The sequence below is a fragment of the Pseudomonas sp. KU43P genome (assembly GCF_033095865.1).
GTDB lineage: Bacteria > Pseudomonadota > Gammaproteobacteria > Pseudomonadales > Pseudomonadaceae > Aquipseudomonas.
On record NZ_AP019365.1, the window covers coordinates 631602 to 647650 of the forward strand.

The 16049-nt window shown below is 64.2% G+C and carries 16 protein-coding genes; 2 read left to right on the forward strand and 14 right to left on the reverse strand.

The annotated features are described in order from the left end of the window. The first annotated feature begins 128 nt into the window (after positions 1-128). Both cbpA and KU43P_RS02850 read left to right on the forward strand, forming a co-directional pair. Positions 129-1079: a curved DNA-binding protein gene (cbpA, locus tag KU43P_RS02845; RefSeq protein ID WP_317660985.1), complete on the forward strand. Its 951-nt coding sequence runs from the start codon at positions 129-131 to the stop codon at positions 1077-1079. Positions 1080-1081: 2 nt separating this feature from the next. Further along, a complete protein-coding gene (locus tag KU43P_RS02850) occupies positions 1082-1387 on the forward strand; it encodes a chaperone modulator CbpM (RefSeq protein WP_317660986.1) in 306 nt (101 codons plus the stop codon). Between the two features lie 105 nt (positions 1388-1492). Here the strand turns inward: KU43P_RS02850 and KU43P_RS02855 are convergent, their stop codons facing one another. The 14 genes from KU43P_RS02855 to KU43P_RS02920 all read right to left on the reverse strand — a co-directional run bounded on the left by KU43P_RS02855 (position 1493) and on the right by KU43P_RS02920 (position 15954). Then, positions 1493-2011 carry a GNAT family N-acetyltransferase gene (locus KU43P_RS02855; protein ID WP_317660987.1) on the reverse strand — a complete coding sequence of 173 codons (519 nt, stop codon included), beginning with the start codon at positions 2009-2011 and terminating at the stop codon, positions 1493-1495. A gap of 32 nt (positions 2012-2043) precedes the next feature. Further along, positions 2044-2742 carry an urea ABC transporter ATP-binding subunit UrtE gene (gene urtE / locus KU43P_RS02860; RefSeq protein WP_317660988.1) on the reverse strand — a complete coding sequence of 233 codons (699 nt, stop codon included), beginning with the start codon at positions 2740-2742 and terminating at the stop codon, positions 2044-2046. Positions 2743-2826: 84 nt separating this feature from the next. Beyond that, a complete protein-coding gene (urtD, locus tag KU43P_RS02865; protein WP_317660989.1) occupies positions 2827-3684 on the reverse strand; it encodes an urea ABC transporter ATP-binding protein UrtD in 858 nt (285 codons plus the stop codon). After that, positions 3681-4760 carry an urea ABC transporter permease subunit UrtC gene (gene urtC / locus KU43P_RS02870; RefSeq protein WP_028625496.1) on the reverse strand — a complete coding sequence of 360 codons (1080 nt, stop codon included), beginning with the start codon at positions 4758-4760 and terminating at the stop codon, positions 3681-3683. The genes urtD and urtC overlap by 4 nt, the downstream gene beginning before the upstream one ends. Beyond that, the gene (gene urtB, locus KU43P_RS02875) at positions 4760-6280 is read right to left on the reverse strand and encodes an urea ABC transporter permease subunit UrtB (RefSeq protein WP_411567232.1); all 1521 of its coding nucleotides are present in this window, start codon (positions 6278-6280) and stop codon (positions 4760-4762) included. The genes urtC and urtB overlap by 1 nt, the downstream gene beginning before the upstream one ends. 95 nt (positions 6281-6375) lie before the next feature. Further along, positions 6376-7641, reverse strand: a complete 1266-nt coding sequence (gene urtA, locus KU43P_RS02880; RefSeq protein ID WP_317660991.1) for an urea ABC transporter substrate-binding protein — start codon at positions 7639-7641, stop codon at positions 6376-6378. Positions 7642-7915: 274 nt separating this feature from the next. Then, complete coding sequence (cycA, locus tag KU43P_RS02885) at positions 7916-9322, reverse strand: D-serine/D-alanine/glycine transporter (RefSeq protein WP_317660992.1); 1407 nt, start codon at positions 9320-9322, stop codon at positions 7916-7918. A gap of 195 nt (positions 9323-9517) precedes the next feature. Further along, the gene (locus KU43P_RS02890; protein ID WP_317660993.1) at positions 9518-10885 is read right to left on the reverse strand and encodes a PepSY-associated TM helix domain-containing protein; all 1368 of its coding nucleotides are present in this window, start codon (positions 10883-10885) and stop codon (positions 9518-9520) included. 55 nt (positions 10886-10940) lie between these two features. Further along, positions 10941-13001 (reverse strand): TonB-dependent copper receptor, encoded by a 2061-nt coding sequence (locus KU43P_RS02895; RefSeq protein ID WP_317660994.1) that lies wholly within the window; start codon positions 12999-13001, stop codon positions 10941-10943. Between the two features lie 67 nt (positions 13002-13068). Continuing rightward, positions 13069-13500, reverse strand: a complete 432-nt coding sequence (locus KU43P_RS02900) for a DUF2946 domain-containing protein (RefSeq protein WP_317660995.1) — start codon at positions 13498-13500, stop codon at positions 13069-13071. Between the two features lie 26 nt (positions 13501-13526). Then, the gene (locus KU43P_RS02905; RefSeq protein WP_317660996.1) at positions 13527-14012 is read right to left on the reverse strand and encodes a copper chaperone PCu(A)C; all 486 of its coding nucleotides are present in this window, start codon (positions 14010-14012) and stop codon (positions 13527-13529) included. Between the two features lie 48 nt (positions 14013-14060). Then, positions 14061-14450 carry a DUF2946 domain-containing protein gene (locus KU43P_RS02910; RefSeq protein ID WP_317660997.1) on the reverse strand — a complete coding sequence of 130 codons (390 nt, stop codon included), beginning with the start codon at positions 14448-14450 and terminating at the stop codon, positions 14061-14063. A gap of 184 nt (positions 14451-14634) precedes the next feature. Then, the gene (locus tag KU43P_RS02915) at positions 14635-15489 is read right to left on the reverse strand and encodes an SPFH domain-containing protein (protein ID WP_317660998.1); all 855 of its coding nucleotides are present in this window, start codon (positions 15487-15489) and stop codon (positions 14635-14637) included. Between the two features lie 27 nt (positions 15490-15516). Next, a complete protein-coding gene (locus KU43P_RS02920; protein WP_317660999.1) occupies positions 15517-15954 on the reverse strand; it encodes an NfeD family protein in 438 nt (145 codons plus the stop codon). Positions 15955-16049: the final 95 nt, after the last annotated feature.

Consider the following 16049-nt stretch of genomic DNA (forward strand, 5'->3'; position numbering starts at 1 on the left):
TTTATGCCAGTTGGCCAGAGAATCAAGACCGGCCGTCTGCCTTGCAGCAACACCAAGCGCACCTTGAAAGGCTATGCTTGACCCCTATCTTCAGTTGCAACACGCAAATTCACATTGGTGATCCATAGATGGACTTCAAAGACTACTACAAGATACTCGGCGTAGAGCCCACGGCGGACGAGAAGGCGATCAAAGCCGCGTACCGCAAGCTGGCGCGCAAGTATCACCCCGATGTCAGCAAGGAGCGCGACGCCGAGGAGAAATTCAAGGAGGCCAACGAGGCCTACGAGGTGCTGGGCGATGCCCAGAAGCGCGCCGAATTCGACGAAATCCGCAAGTACGGCGGCCAGCATGGTCGGCCGTTCCAGGCCCCACCAGGCTGGGAAAGCCGTGGCGGTGGCGGCGGCTTCGAGGGCGGCGACTTCTCCGACTTCTTCAGCTCTATCTTCGGCGCCCGTGGCGGCAACCCCTTCGGTGGCGCCCGGCAACAACGCAGTGCCGGCAGGCGAGGGCAGGACGTGGAACTGGAACTGGCAATCTTCCTTGAAGAAACCCTGAGCAAGGAATCCAAGCAGATCAGCTTCCAGGTGCCGCAAACCAACGCCGCCGGCCAGCGCACCGGCTTCACCACCAAGACCCTGAACGTGAAGATTCCGGCCGGGGTGACCGATGGCGAGCGGATCCGGCTGAAGGGCCAGGGTGCGCCAGGGGTAGGCGGCGGGGCCAATGGCGACCTGTTCCTGACCATCCGCATGGCACCGCACCCGCTGTTCGATGTCGAAGGTCATGACTTGATCATTACCGTGCCGCTGGCCCCGTGGGAAGCGGCGCTGGGCACCAAGGTGGCGGTGCCGACCCTGGACGGCAAGATCAACCTGACCATCCGGCCCGACAGCCAGAGTGGCCAGCGCCTGCGCGTACCGGGCAAGGGCTTGGCGAATAAGCAAGGCGAGCGCGGCAACCTCTATGCACAACTCAAGGTGGTGATGCCGCCTGCATCCGACGCTTCAGCCCGCGAACTGTGGACGCAGCTCTCCGAGAAGGCTGCGTTCAACCCGAGGACACAATGGAGTAAGTGATCATGAGCAGCACCCTGATCGTTCAACTGGACATGCGCACCCTCTGCCAGGAAGCCGATATCACGGCCGACTACGTGGTCGAAATCGTCGAGCACGGCATTGTTGAACCTTCGGGGCGAACGCCGGAGGATTGGTTGTTCGATGATCAGGCGCCGTTGGTGGCCAAGCGTGCGGTGAAGCTGCACCAAGAGCTTGAGCTGGAATGGGAAGGGGTGGCGCTGGCGCTGGAGTTGCTGCAAGAAGTGCAGCAGTTGCGCAGTGAGAACAGCATGTTGAGGCAGCGGTTGGGGCGGTTTACCCAGATGTGATGTTGGCTGTACCGGCCTCATCGCCGGCAAGCCGGCTCCCACAAGAATCCCACAGCCCTGGAGATCTTTGTGGGAGCCGGCTTGCCGGCGATGAGGCCGGTACAGTCAGCTAGATGGCTCGGCTCCTGGGTTCAGCACCAACTGCATGAAGGTCAGATCCAACCACCGCCCAAACTTCACCCCTACCTGCGGCATCTGTCCAGTCACCACGAACCCCTGCCGCTCATGCAGGCGCACCGACGCCGCATTGCCGCTCTCGATGGCAGCGACCATCACATGCTTGCCGCAGGCACGTGCCCGCTCGATCAGCGCCGCCATCAACTGCGGCCCCAGCCCCTTGCCACGCTGGTCGCCACGGATATACACCGAGTGCTCCACGGTATGGCGAAACCCCTCGAACGGCCGCCAGTCGCCAAACGAGGCATAGCCCAGCACACCCGTCTCATCCACCACCACCAGGATCGGATAACCCTGCTGCGCCCGCGCCTCGAACCAGGCCTGGCGGTTGGCCAGGTCCACCGGGGTTTCGTTCCAGATCGCCGTGGTGTTGCACACCGCGTCGTTATAGATCTCGAGGATGCCCGGTACATCGCAGGCCAGGGCGTCGCGGATTTCGTGGCTCATGTGCAGCGTCTCGCAGGGTCGATGGCGGCAGATTAAATGGTTACCAGCCCGCGCACACCTTCGGCCTGCATGTTTTCACCACGCCCGCGCTGGATGATCTCGCCACGGGCCATGACCAGATACTGGTCGGCCAGCGCTTCGGCGAAATCGTAGAACTGCTCGACCAGCAAGATGGCCATGTCGCCGCGCTCGGCCAGGCGGCGAATGACCGCGCCTATTTCCTTGATCACCGAGGGCTGGATGCCCTCGGTCGGTTCGTCGAGGATCAGCAGGCGCGGGCGGCTGGCCAGGGCGCGACCGATGGCCAGCTGTTGTTGCTGGCCTCCGGAGAGGTCGCCACCACGGCGCTGCTTCATCTGTTCCAGCACCGGGAACAGTTCATAGATGAAGGCCGGCACTTCGCGGGCCTCCCGAGCCGAGAAGCGCGACAGGCCCATCAGCAGGTTTTCCTCGACGGTGAGGCGCGGGAAGATTTCGCGGCCTTGGGGGACGTAGGCGATGCCGGCCTGGACCCGTTGCTGCGGTTTGAGCGTGGTGATGGTTTTGCCTTCCCATTCGACGCTGCCTTCGCGGGGCGGCACCAGGCCCATCAGGCAGCGCAGCAGGGTGGTCTTGCCCACGCCGTTGCGCCCGAGCAGGCAGGTGACTTCGCCGACCTTGGCCTCGAAGGACAGGCCGCGCAAAATGTGGCTGCCGCCGTAATATTGGTGCAGGGTGTCGATTTTCAGCATGTCATCTCCCTGGTAATTCTTGCTTTGCCTGCACAGACCGAATGATGTGGGAGCCGGCTTGCCGGCGATGAGGCCACTGCAGATTCAGCGGCCTAGATAAACCTCGACCACTCGTTCATCCGCCTGCACCTGCTCAAGCGAACCCTCTGCCAGCACACTGCCCTGGTGCAGCACGGTCACATGGTCGGCGATGCTGCCGACAAACCCCATGTCATGTTCCACCACCATCAGCGAGTGCTTGCCCGCCAGCCCTTTGAACAGCTCGGCGGTGAACTCGGTCTCGGCATCGGTCATGCCCGCCACCGGTTCGTCGAGCAGCAGCAGTTGCGGCTCCTGCACCAACAGCATGCCGATCTCCAGAAACTGCTTCTGCCCGTGGGACAGCAGGCCGGCCTGGCGTTGGGCCAGCGGCAGCAGGCGCAGGGTAGTCAACACCTGCTCGATACGTTCGCGCTGCTCGCCGCTCAAGCGCGCGGCCAGGCTGGCCCACACCGACTTGTCGGTCTTCAGTGCCAGCTCCAGGTTTTCGAACACCGTCAGTGCTTCGAACACCGTGGGCTTCTGGAACTTGCGGCCGATGCCGGCCTGGGCGATCTGGTATTCGCTCATGCGGGTCAGGTCGAGGGTGTCGCCGAAAAACGCACTGCCGGTGTCGGGGCGGGTCTTGCCGGTGATCACGTCCATCATCGTGGTCTTGCCGGCGCCGTTGGGGCCAATGATGCAGCGCAGTTCGCCCACGCCGATGTAGAGGTTCAGCGCGTTGAGTGCCTTGAAGCCATCGAAGCTGACGCTGATGTCTTCCAGGCTCAGCACCGTGCCATGGCGCGCATCAAGGCCCGCTTCACGGCGGCTGCCCAGGCCGATGGCATCGCGGCCGGCCCCGAGGTTGTCGAAGACCGGTTCGAGCATGAATTCCGGGTGAACAGGGGGCACGCCTCTCATGGCTGGCTCCTTTTCTTCAGCAGGCCGACCACGCCCTTGGGCAGGTACAGGGTGACGAGAATGAACAGCGCCCCGAGGAAGAACAGCCAGAACTCCGGGAAGGCCACGGTGAACCAGCTCTTCATGCCGTTGACCAGGCCCGCGCCGAGCAGCGGGCCGATCAGCGTGCCGCGCCCACCCAGGGCCACCCACACGGCGGCTTCGATGGAGTTGGTCGGCGACATCTCGCTGGGGTTGATGATGCCCACCTGCGGCACGTACAGCGCCCCGGCCAGGCCGCACAGCACGGCGCTGAGCACCCACACCAGCAGCTTGAACCCGCGCGGGTCGTAGCCGCAGAACATCAGGCGGTTCTCGGCGTCGCGCACGGCGGTGAGCAGCCGGCCGAACTTGCTTCGGGTCAGGCGCCAGCACAGGTACAGGCTGGCCAGCAGCAGGCCGACGGTGAGCAGGAACAGCACGGCCCGCGTGCCCTGCGAGGCAATGTCGAAGCCGAGGATGGTGCGAAAGCTGGTGAAGCCGTTGTTGCCGCCAAAGCCGGTTTCGTTGCGGAAGAACAGCAGCATGCCGGCGAAGGTCAGGGCCTGGGTCATGATCGAGAAGTACACGCCCTTGATCCGCGAACGGAAGGCGAAGAAGCCGAACACCAGCGCCAGCAAGCCGGGCGCCAGCACCACCAGGCACATGGCCCAGGCAAAGTGCTGGGTGCCGGCCCAGTACCAGGGCAATTCGCTCCATGACAGGAAGGTCATGAACCCCGGTAACCCATCGCCGGCAGCCTGGCGCATCAGGTACATGCCCATGGCGTAGCCGCCCAGGGCGAAGAACAGGCCGTGGCCCAGCGACAACAGCCCGGCATACCCCCAGACCAGGTCCAGGGCGAGCGCGACGATGGCGTAGCAGAGGATCTTGCCGACCAGCGTCAGGGTATAGGCCGACACCTGCAGTGCATGGCCTGCCGGTAACAGCGACAACAGCGCCATGGCCAGCAACAGCAGCACCACGACAGTGCCGATGGCCAAGGTCAGGCGCGGCCCGGCTTTTTGCGAAGCAGTGACAAGCAGTGGCTGGTTCATCAGTCGATTACCCGTCCCTTGAGGGCGAACAGGCCTTGCGGGCGCTTCTGGATGAACAGAATGATCAACGCAAGGATGAGGATCTTGCCGAGTACCGCGCCGATCTGCGGCTCCAGCAACTTGTTGGCTATCCCTAAGCCAAAGGCCGCCCAGAGGCTACCGGCCAGTTGCCCGACACCGCCGAGCACCACCACCAGGAACGAATCGATGATGTAGCTCTGGCCCAGGTCCGGGCCGACGTTGCCGACCTGGCTCAGGGCCACGCCGCCGAGCCCGGCGATGCCGGAGCCGAGACCGAAGGCGAGCATGTCGACGCGCCCGGTGGGCACCCCGCAGCAGGCTGCCATGTTGCGGTTCTGGGTGACCGCGCGCACGTTCAGGCCAAGCCGTGTGCGGTTGAGCAGCAACCAGGTGAGCAGCACCACGGCCAGGGCGAAGCCGATGATCACCAGGCGGTTGTAGGGCAGCACCAGGTTGGGCAGCAGCTGGATGCCACCGGACAGCCAGGCCGGGTTGCTCACCTCGACGTTCTGCGCGCCGAACAGCAGGCGGATGGCCTGGATCAGGATCAGGCTGATGCCCCAGGTCGCCAGCAGGGTTTCCAGCGGGCGGCCGTAGAGGTGGCGGATCACCGTGCGCTCCAGCGCCATCCCCACCCCGGCGCTGACGGCGAAGGCCACCGGCAGGGCGATCAACGGGTAGAACTCGATGGCGCCGGGCGCGTAGCGTTGCAGCAGCACCTGGACCATGTAGGTGCTGTAGGCCCCCAGCATCAGCATTTCGCCGTGGGCCATGTTGATGACCCCGAGCAGGCCGAAGGTGATCGCCAGGCCCAATGCAGCCAGCAGCAGGATCGAGCCCAGCGACAGGCCGCTGAAGGCCTGGCCGAGCAGTTCGCCGACCAATAGCTTGCGTTTGACCTGGGCCAGGCTGGTCTCGGCGGCGGTGCGCACATTGGCGTCGGTTTCGGCGCCCGGTTGCAGCAGGGCTTCCAGGCGGGTGCGGGCCAGTGGATCGCCGGTTTCACCCAGAAGGCGCACGGCGGCCAGGCGCACCGCAGGCTCGCTGGCGCCCAGTTGCAGGTTGGCCAGGGCGAGGGCGAGGGCGGCATGCACGGCGGGGTCTTGTTCGCTGGCGAAGCGCCGGTCGAGGAAGGCCATCTGCGCGGGCTGGGCGCTCTTCTGCAACTGCTGGGCAGCGGCCAGGCGCGTTTCGCCGCTGACGCTGAGCAACTGATGGCTGGCCAGGGCGTTGTCGATCAGGCCGCGCAGGCGGTTGTTCAGGCGCACCTTGCGGGTGTCGCCTTCGGCGATACGGCCCTGGCGCAGGTTTTCCAGCAGCGTCAGGCGTGCGGGGTCGGGTTGCGCCGCCCAGCCTTCGAGCAGGGTGGCCTGCTCGGCGGGCTTGGCGGTGAGGAAGAATTCGCCTTCGCTGGCTTGGGTTGCCAGGGGGAGCAAGAAGAGGAGGGTGAGCAGGAGTCTGAGCATGCGGGCAATCCTGGAAATCGGCGGTGGATTCATCGCCGGCAAGCCGGCTCCCACAGGTTCGGTAGTGTTCTCGGACCCTGTGGGAGCTGGTTTGCCAGCGATTGGGCTGCGCAGCAGCCCCAGTGCACTCAGTTACCTTTCACCGCGTAATCGGGCCGCTTGTCGTTGCCCGGAATGAACGGGCTCCACGGCTGTGCCCGCAATGGCTGCTCGGTCTCCCAGACCACACTGAACTGCCCGTCATCCTGGATCTCGCCGATCATCACCGGCTTGTGCAGGTGGTGGTTGGTTTTGTCCATGGTCAGGGTGAAGCCCGACGGCGCCTTGAAGCTCTGCCCGGCCAGCGCCTCGCGGACCTTGTCGACATCGGTGGACTTGGCTTTCTCCGCCGCCTGCGCCCACATGTGGATGCCCACATAGGTTGCCTCCATCGGGTCGTTGGTCACGGCCTTGTCGGCACCTGGCAGGTTCTTGGCCTTGGCGTAGGCCTTCCAGTCGGCGACGAACTTCTGGTTGACCGGGTTATCCACCGATTCGAAGTAGTTCCACGCCGCCAGGTGGCCTACCAACGGCTTGGTGTCGATGCCGCGCAGCTCTTCTTCGCCCACCGAGAACGCCACCACCGGCACGTCGGTGGCCTTCAGGCCCTGGTTGGCCAGTTCCTTGTAGAACGGCACGTTCGAGTCGCCGTTGACGGTGGAGATGACCGCGGTCTTGCCGCCAGCGGAGAACTTCTTGATGTTGGCGACGATGGTTTGGTAATCGGCGTGGCCGAACGGCGTGTAAACCTCCTCGATGTCCTTGTCGGCCACGCCTTTGCTGTGCAGGAAGGCGCGCAGGATCTTGTTGGTGGTGCGCGGGTAGACGTAGTCGGTTCCCAGCAGGAAGAAGCGCTTGGCACTGCCGCCGTCTTCGCTCATCAGGTATTCCACGGCCGGAATGGCCTGCTGGTTGGGGGCGGCGCCGGTGTAGAACACGTTCGGCGACATCTCTTCACCTTCGTACTGCACCGGGTAGAACAGCAGGCCGTTGAGTTCCTCGAACACCGGCAGCACGGATTTGCGCGATACCGAGGTCCAGCAGCCGAACACCACCGCGACCTTGTCCTGGGTCAGCAGCTGGCGGCTTTTTTCAGCGAACAGCGGCCAGTTGGAGGCCGGGTCGACCACCACCGGCTCCAGCAGCTTGCCGTTGACCCCGCCCTTGGCGTTGATCTCGTCGATGGTCATCAGCGCCATGTCTTTGAGTGAGGTCTCGGAGATCGCCATGGTGCCCGACAGTGAATGCAGGATGCCGACCTTGATGGTTTCGGCGGCCTGGATGCTCCAGCTCAGGCCCATCGCCGCGATTGATGCGCTGAGGGTAAAAGCCTTGATCAGACTGCGACGCTTCATGTGCTCTCTCCGCTGAGTTTTTTTGGTGTTGGCCAAGCGGGTGAGGGCGTTGCAAGGGGTGTGCCGAGTGGCGAAAGGTGCGAAGTAGAGGGGCTGTGCGAGGTGTTGGGGCAGGAAGTGGATCCAGGTTGGTGCTCAAGGTTTTAGCGTGCACAGGATTGGGGCCGCTGTGCGGCCCGATCGCCGGCAAGCCGGCTCCCACATTTCAGTGCAGGGGAGCCCCTGTGGGAGCTGGCTTGCCAGCGATGGGCTGCAAAGCAGCCCCAAACGCTATCTAGCCGTTGCGCACCGCACTGCGCGGGTGGCGCTTGCTGCGCACGCCCTGGTAGGTGATCGCCAGCAACACGAACCAGACCGGTGTCACGACCAGCGCTGAACGCGTATCCGCCTCCAGGCTCAGCAACACCAGGATGAACGCAAAGAACACCAGGCACACGTAGCACATGAAGCGCCCGCCCGGCATCTTGTACTTCGACGCCTCATGCAGCGCCGCGCGGTGTGTACGGTACTTCAGGTACGACAGCAGGATCAGCGTCCAGACGAACATGAACAGCACTGCCGACACCGTGGTCACCAGGGTGAACGCCTCGACCACGTTGGGCACCAGGTAGATCAGCACTGCGCCGAGCAACAGACAGGTGCAGGAGAAGTACAGGCCGTTGGCCGGCACGGCACGGCGGGACAGCTTCTCGAACGCCCGTGGGGCGTCGCCTTCCTGGGCCAGGCCGTAGAGCATGCGGCTGGTGGAGAACACGCCGCTGTTGGCCGACGAGGCCGCCGAGGTCAGCACCACGAAGTTGATGATGCTGGCCGCTGCCGGCAGGCCAGCCAGCACGAACAATTCAACGAACGGGCTCTTGCCCGGCACCACGTCGCGCCATGGTGTCACGGCCATGATCGCGATCAGCGCCAGCACGTAGAACACGATGATTCGCACCGGGATCGAGTTGATCGCCCGGGGCAGAGTGCGCTCGGGGTTCTTCGCCTCGGCCGCGGTGGTGCCCACCAGCTCGATGCCGACGAAGGCGAACACGGCGATCTGGAAACCGGCGAAGAAGCCCATCAGGCCATTGGGGAACATGCCGCCGTCATTCCACAGGTTGGCCAGTTGCGCGGTGCGCCCGCTCGGTGAAGTGAAGCTGGTGATGACCATGTACAGGCCGGTGGCGACCAGGCCGAGGATGGCGACGATCTTGATCAGGGCGAACCAGAACTCCAGCTCGCCGAACATCTTCACGGTCACCAGGTTCAGTGACAGCAGCAGTGCCACGCAGGTCAGTGCCGGTATCCACTGGGGCAGGTCGGGGAACCAGAACTGCGTGTAGGCAGCGATCGCTACCACGTCGGCGATGCCGGTGACCACCCAGCAGAACCAGTAGGTCCAGCCGGTGAAGTAGCCGGCCCAGGGGCCGAGCAGGTCGGCAGAGAAGTCGATGAACGATTTGTAGTTGAGGTTCGACAGCAGCAGTTCGCCCATGGCGCGCATGACGAAGAACAGCATGAAGCCGATGATCATGTAGACGAAGATGATCGATGGGCCTGCCAGGCTGATGGTCTTGCCCGAGCCCATGAACAGGCCGGTGCCGATGGCGCCGCCGATGGCGATCAGCTGGATGTGGCGGTTGGTCAGGTTGCGCTGCAGGTGCTGGTCTTCAGCAGGGGGGGAAGAGGTCCGGGTCATTGGCTGCATTCCATTGAGGGTCAGTCTTTTTTTGAGAGCCGGGTAGGCTAACACGCGCGTCCCAGATCGGGGCGCGACAGATCGACACGACTTCTGGGGCTGCTGCGCAGACCAATCGCCGGCAAGCCGGCTCCCACAGACGTAAAGGTGGGAGCCGGCTTGCCGGCGATGAGGCCAGGCCAGCCGGCAGAGTCCTCAAGCCTGGGCCAGCACCCGACGGCGCCGCACGGCCAGACTGTCCACCACCCACATCACCACCATCGACACTCCCACCAGCGGGAACATCGCCCCCAGCACCAGCATCACCCCCACCGCCGTCTTCCAGCGCGGCAGGTCATGACGCAACGGCGGCACGCCCAGTCCACCTTCCGGCCGGCGCTTCCACCACATCACCAGCCCGCTCACCGAGCCCAGCAGGATCATCAGGCACACCAGCAGGATGATGATCTGGTTCAGCGCACCGAACATCTTGCCCTCGTGCAGCATCACACCCAGTTCGGTCGCCCGGGCGACCGGGCTGTAGTCCTGCCAGCGCACATCGGCCAGCACCTTGCCGGTGTACTGGTCGACATGCAGGGTGGCGTCGTTGCGTGGGTCATCGGCGAACACGGCCACGGTGTAGACGCCGTCCGCAGTGGTGGGCACGGTGATGCTGTATCCCGGCTCGACCTTGCGCGCATTGGCCACGTCTTCCACCTGCTGCAGGCTCACCTGCGGCGCCGCTGGCATGTCCGACATGCTGTGATGCCCGGCATGCTCTGCATGTGCGCCCGATTGCGGCATCGGCGTGTTTTCCAGTGCCCAGGGCACGGTCTGGCGGTGGGCATTGTTCAGTTCACCGGCCTGTTGATCGGACTTGGGCACGTCATTCCACATGGCCGCCGGGAAGCGGTTCCACAAATCGGCGTACTGCTTGCCCCACAGCCCGGTCCAGGTCATGCCGCTGATCAGCATCAACAGCAGCAGGGCCGCCCCCCAGAAGCCAGTCACGGCATGCAGGTCGCGCCAGAACACTCGACCTTTCGCCCCCAAGCGTGGCCATAGCACGCCGGAGCCGTTGCGCCCACGTGGCCACCACAGGTAGAGGCCGGACACCACCAGCACGATGCCCCAGCCAGCGGCCAGCTCCACCAGGCGATCGCCGACCGTACCGACCATCAGCTCGCCGTGCAGGGCACGGGCGATGGCCTGCAGGTTCTGCTTGCCGTCCTGTTCGCCGAGGATCTTGCCGCTATACGGGTCGACGAACACATTCAGCTCGCGGCCACCGTCATGCACCACGAACTGCGCACTGCGGTTGGCATCAATGGGGGGCAGGTACTGGCCGACATGGCCCTTGGGGTAGGCCTGACGCACTTCGGCCAGCATCAGGTCCGCGCCCTGTCGGTGATGGCCGGCTTCGACCACCATCAGGTCGCGGTACAGCAGCGGATCAAGCTGTGGCTTGAACAGGTAGATGATCCCGGTGATCGCCAGCAGGATCATGAAAGGGGCAACGAACAGCCCGGCATAGAAATGCCAGCGCCAGGCCAGGTTGTAGAAGGACACGCGTGTTCCACTCATGGGAACCTCCTGTTTGACCAGCTGAGGGCGCGGCTCGAGGCCGCGCCTGTTGTTGTCAGTAGCTCACATCGACCTTGGTCCAGAAGGTCCTGCCTGGCTCGTTCACCGGCTGTGGATCATTCGCCGGGTAGCCGAACCCGGCGTTCCCGGCCAGGTTCAGGTGCTCGGCGTAGGTTTTGTCGAACAGGTTGTCGACCCCTGCGCTGAGCTTGAGGTTTTTGTTCACCTTATAGGCGCCGTTGAGCGAGAACACGCCGAAGCCGGCACTCTTGTCATAGTCCTTGCCCACCACGTTGCCCTGGTTCTCGGCAATGCGGTTCTGCGCCGCCACTAGCCGCCACAGCGCCCCGGCGCTCCAGGTGTCGCGGCTGTAGGTCAGGCCCAGGCGGCTTTCCAACGGTGGCATCTGCGGCAGTGCCTTGCCGTCGCTGCTGTTCTTGCCCCAGGCGTAAGCCAGGGTGGCATCGGCTTTCCAGTTTTCCGTCAGCTTGTAGGCGGCGCCCAGTTCGCCGCCCATGATGCGGGCATCGATGTTCTGCGCCTGGGAGGTGCTCATGCCCATCATGCCGGTGCGGTAGTCGAACAGGATGTAGTCGCGGATCTGCCCGACATAGCCCGAAGCCCAGGCATCCAGGCGCTCGTCACGGTACTGGATTCCGAAGTCGAGTTGGGTGGTCTTTTCGGGCTTGATGCTATCGAACGCATTGGTCGAGCCAGCAGGGCCTTGGTCCGGGGAGAACAGCTCCCAATAGTCGGGGAAGCGCTGGGCATGGCCGAGGCCGATGTAGGTAGTGGCGGGTACGGCCACCAGGTCGTGCTCGTAGCGCACGAAGCCACTGGGCAAGGTATCGGCGCGGGTGTTGCCGTTGGTGGCGCTGTCGGCGCGGAAATCCCTGGCTGAGACACGATCCAGGCGGGCGCCGGTGATCAGGCGGTCCTGGCTTGTGGTGTACCAGGTGAGCTCGCCGAACGCTCCGTAGTTGTGGAAGTCGGCGTCCTTTTCCCAGGGTTTGTCCTTGTACGCATCCACACCCATCGCGCTGCGGGCGCGGTGTTCGTTGGTCTGGGCATCGATACCGCTGATCAGTTGCACATCGGCCCAGCGCCAGGTGGCCTTGATGCGCGCGCCAAGGGTGCGGCGGTCGACGGCGGCGGCCATGGGGCCGGCCATCATGCCCGTGCCCGACGGGGTACGCAGGGTGTAGTTGTCCATCACGTGGTCGGCGTAGTTGTAGTAGACCTGCGCCTCGATCTTGTCGAGCACCTCGCCGAGGTTGGACTTCTCGAAACGCAGGCCCAGGCTTTCACGCTTGAACTGTGCGCCGTCCATGCCGCGGCCGGCGTAACGTGCCTCGCCGTCGCCCTTGCCGGCGGTGAGCTCCAGCAAGGTGTCCTGGTCCGGGGTCCAGCCCAGGGCCACGTCGCCGTTCCACTTGTCCCAGCGCGAAGGCACGGTGTCGCCGCTGCCGTCCTGGTAGTCATCGGAATGCGACTGGTTGCCGACGAAGCGGGCATAGGCCTGGCTGTTGCCGGCGGCGGTGTCGATCAACTTGTCGAAGCGGCCGTTGGAACCGGCCAGCAGGCTTGCGTTGACGCGGCTGCCGAGGGTGCCGAATTTTTCCGGTTCCCGCTCGAAGAGGATGGTGCCGGCCGAACCGCCGGGGCCCCAGATGACGCTTTGCGGGCCCTTGATCACGGTGAGGCGGTCGTAGGTTTCTGGCGAGATGTAGGACGTCGGTGCGTCCATGCGGTTAGGGCAGGCGCCGGGCATCACGCCGCCGTTGGTGAGGATGTTCAGGCGTGAACCGAACATGCCGCGCAACACCGGGTCACCGTTGGTGCCACCGGCGCGAATCGCCGAGAAGCCGGGGATGGTCTTGAGGTAGTCGGCGCCATCGCTGGCCGGTACGGGCTGGCGCGGGTCTTTCGGGTTGGTGACCACGGTCAGCGGCGAGCTGGGCGCGATGGCAGTAATCACCGTCGGGCTCAGTTCGGCAAGGTCGTGCTCATGGCCTTCGTGGCCTGGGTCGGCGGCCAGGGCCATGGGCGCGAGCAGCGAGCCGCACAGGGCGGCGAGTGTGCCTTTGAAGGCAAATGCAGGGGTACAGCCGGACATAGAATTTCCGTCGATCAGTCATGAGTGAGCGCGAAGCCTCCTGGCTCCGTGCGGCAAAAATGTGGTTTCACACGCTGATCGAAGGTGGCGGGGCGCGGCTGCGCGCACCAGGGAATACGGCCTGCCGGGCATGGCCCTGATGGGGGTGGGCGGGGGCGAACGTGGCGGGGGTGACACCGCCCGCGCTGAGCGGGCTGAGGGTTTGCGGTAATGCCGGGCAGTTGAACAACAGGCTGCAGTAGCCGCACTTTTCCCACATCACGTGCAGCTGCCCATCGCCTCCGTGGCCATGGTGCGCGTCGCCGCCATGCTCATGGCCGGCGGCCATGGTCATGTCCATTGGCATGTTCATGCCGGCGTGATGGTCCATCGGCATCGACTGGGAAACCAGCGGGCCGATAAAGATCATCCACATGGCAAACAGGCTCAGCCAGCCACCACCGACGCGCCTGCGATCAGGGCGGGAGGTACGGCTGAGACGGTTGCGCGGCAGGCTCATGATGGCGAGCGCCTGTCAGCTAGCGGTCAGTGCGCGTGTTCGTGGCCTTGGGGCTGGTCTGCCGGCGGCTGTTTCTGCACAGCGACATCGACCGTGACGTTGCCGGCCTTCTCGAAGTGCAGTGTCAGCGGGAAGCGCTTGCCATCGCTGAGCAGGTCGCGGCTCTTGGGCTGCATGAGCATCACGTGGTAGGCGCTGGGGGCGAAGACCACGTCCTTGCCGGCCGGTACCACCACGCTTTCTACCCGCTGCATCTTCATGGTGCCGTTGCTACTCATGCTGTGCTCGTGCAGTTGTGCGTCAGCCGTGATCGGGCTGTCGACGCCGAGCAGACGGTCATCGGCCTTGCCGTTGTTGTGCACGACAAAGTACGCGGCGACGTTGGGCGCGTTGGGTGGCAGTTCCAGTGACCAAGGGTGGGCGATGTGCAGGTCGCCCACGGTGTATTCATGGGCATTGGCGAAGGCGCCGGGCAGCAGCAGTGCGGCCACTACGAGAGCTTGCTTGAGCATGGTGTGAGTCTCCGTTCTAGTCAGGTTCAGGCAGACAACGTGATGAACTCAGACCAGGGGAGAGGCACGGGGATTGAGCGCGGGCCATAACTGGCGCGGCGTTGGCTGGTAGCGGGAAGGCGGTGGCGTGAACCCGGCCAGCAGAGTAGGTGGGTTGTGCAGTTGCGGTGGGTAGCCTGGCAGGGCCAGCAGCGGTGCGGCGCCGGAGCAGCACCAGCAGTGCTGCATGTTGGAATGCTCGTCGCTTTGCGAGCCGAGGTCGATCTTGGCGAGCGCCTGAACATCGACTTTGGCCTTGCTGGCCACGCTGGAACAGAATGCCCCCCACAGCAGCTGCTCGGCCGGGCCCTTGGGCGCGGCAGAGGACAGCGGCATGGCCAGCAGGTTGAACAGCACTGCAAGGCAGGCTATCCAGGCGATGTGCCGACGTGGGGGCATGGAGAGATCCGGTCAGGAATCGTGGTGGCTATTGTAAGGCGGAGTATAGGTAAAAATGCCGGGGTGCGGTGAAGTGACGCAGGTGGGATGAGTAGCAGGGGCTGCTGCGCAGCCCATCGCCGGCAAGCCGGCTCCCACAGGAAGAGGCGTCACCCTGTGGGGCCGGCTTGCCGGCGGTCGGGGCTCAAGCCTTGTTTCGGCCCATCAAGCCACGCACGGTCTCCTGCAGGTCAGCTGGCAGCACCACCACCTTGGCATTGCTGCTGCCTGCCAGGTTCTCCATGGCGCCCACATAACGCTCACCCAGCAGGTACATGGCCGGCACCGTCTCGTTGCCCACCGCTTCCTTGACCAGCGAAATCGCCCGTGCCGAGGCTTCGGCCAGGTTGATCTGCGCCTCGGCGTCCAGCTTGGCCGACTGCAGGCGTGCCTCGGCTTCGAGGATAGCCGCTTGCTTCGCGCCTTCGGCACGGGTCACGTCGGCCTTGCGCTCACGCTCGGCCGCTGCCTGGCGCTCCATGGCCAACTGCATGTTCTCGGACGGCTTGATGTCCTGGATCTCTACCGAGCGCACGGTAACGCCCCAGTCTTCGGTCTGCTCGGACATCGCCTCACGCAGGCGCGCCTTGATCTGCTCGCGGCTCGACAGCGCTTCGTCCAGATCCATGGCACCGACGATTGCACGCAACGACGTCATGGTCAGGCTGGTGACGGCAAACGTGAAGTTCTGCACGCCGTACGACGCCTTCTGCGGGTCGACGACCTTGGCGAAGCACAGGGCGTTGGCGACGATCACCGCGTTGTCGCGGGTGATGATTTCCTGCTCCTGCACATCGAGGATGATGTCCTTGGTTGGCAGGCGGTAGGCGACCACGTCCATGTACGGGATGACGATGTTCAGCCCGGGCTTGAGGGTGCTGTTGTAGCGGCCCAGGCGCTCGACGATCCATTCCTCACCCTGGGGCACGATGCGTACCCCCTTGAACACGGTGATCAGGACAAACAGAGCCAGGGCGGCGACGACGATGAGGCTGGTCATGATGCGAACTTCCTTTAAATTGCGATATCAGGCCCGAATGACGCGGGCGGTATTACCTTCGATGGCGACAAGCCGTACACGCTCGCCAGAAGCAATGTCGCTGTCGGCGACGCACGGCCACTCCTCATTGCCGAGGATCGGCTTCTGGAAACGCACGCGGCCTTTCTGGAATTGCGAGACGTTGCTGATCAGCAGCCCGACTTCGCCGATCACACTGTCGGCGGTCCAGCGCACATCCGGCTGCCTGCGCTTGAACAGCTTGAACCAGAGGAACGTGGTGCCCGAAGAGAACAGCACCCAAAGCAGTACCTGCATGTCCAGTTGCAGGCTGGGGGCAGCCAGCGAGATGAGCGAGACCAGCACGGCACCGATGCCGAACCAGATGATGAAGAAGGTGGGGAGGACCAGTTCGAGCAGGATCAGGGCGATACCGAAGATCAGCCAGATCCACCATTGCATTTCCATATGAGTGACACCTTCCGGGGGGGGCGTTGAGTGTAGGGGAGAGGGGAGGCAGAACGCTATTCAGAGAAATTGGAGTGAGTTGTCAGAATTTTCTA

Excerpts from the sequence above, each read along its gene's own strand:
- cbpA (WP_317660985.1), top strand. The coding sequence starts at position 129 with ATGGACTTCAAAGACTACTACAAGATACTCGGCGTAGAGCCCACGGCG.
- KU43P_RS02850 (WP_317660986.1), top strand. The coding sequence starts at position 1,082 with ATGAGCAGCACCCTGATCGTTCAACTGGACATGCGCACCCTCTGCCAG.
- KU43P_RS02855 (WP_317660987.1), bottom strand. The coding sequence starts at position 2,011 with ATGAGCCACGAAATCCGCGACGCCCTGGCCTGCGATGTACCGGGCATC.
- urtE (WP_317660988.1), bottom strand. The coding sequence starts at position 2,742 with ATGCTGAAAATCGACACCCTGCACCAATATTACGGCGGCAGCCACATT.
- urtD (WP_317660989.1), bottom strand. The coding sequence starts at position 3,684 with ATGAGAGGCGTGCCCCCTGTTCACCCGGAATTCATGCTCGAACCGGTC.
- urtC (WP_028625496.1), bottom strand. The coding sequence starts at position 4,760 with ATGAACCAGCCACTGCTTGTCACTGCTTCGCAAAAAGCCGGGCCGCGC.
- urtB (WP_411567232.1), bottom strand. The coding sequence starts at position 6,280 with ATGAATCCACCGCCGATTTCCAGGATTGCCCGCATGCTCAGACTCCTG.
- urtA (WP_317660991.1), bottom strand. The coding sequence starts at position 7,641 with ATGAAGCGTCGCAGTCTGATCAAGGCTTTTACCCTCAGCGCATCAATC.
- cycA (WP_317660992.1), bottom strand. The coding sequence starts at position 9,322 with ATGACCCGGACCTCTTCCCCCCCTGCTGAAGACCAGCACCTGCAGCGC.
- KU43P_RS02890 (WP_317660993.1), bottom strand. The coding sequence starts at position 10,885 with ATGAGTGGAACACGCGTGTCCTTCTACAACCTGGCCTGGCGCTGGCAT.
- KU43P_RS02895 (WP_317660994.1), bottom strand. The coding sequence starts at position 13,001 with ATGTCCGGCTGTACCCCTGCATTTGCCTTCAAAGGCACACTCGCCGCC.
- KU43P_RS02900 (WP_317660995.1), bottom strand. The coding sequence starts at position 13,500 with ATGAGCCTGCCGCGCAACCGTCTCAGCCGTACCTCCCGCCCTGATCGC.
- KU43P_RS02905 (WP_317660996.1), bottom strand. The coding sequence starts at position 14,012 with ATGCTCAAGCAAGCTCTCGTAGTGGCCGCACTGCTGCTGCCCGGCGCC.
- KU43P_RS02910 (WP_317660997.1), bottom strand. The coding sequence starts at position 14,450 with ATGCCCCCACGTCGGCACATCGCCTGGATAGCCTGCCTTGCAGTGCTG.
- KU43P_RS02915 (WP_317660998.1), bottom strand. The coding sequence starts at position 15,489 with ATGACCAGCCTCATCGTCGTCGCCGCCCTGGCTCTGTTTGTCCTGATC.
- KU43P_RS02920 (WP_317660999.1), bottom strand. The coding sequence starts at position 15,954 with ATGGAAATGCAATGGTGGATCTGGCTGATCTTCGGTATCGCCCTGATC.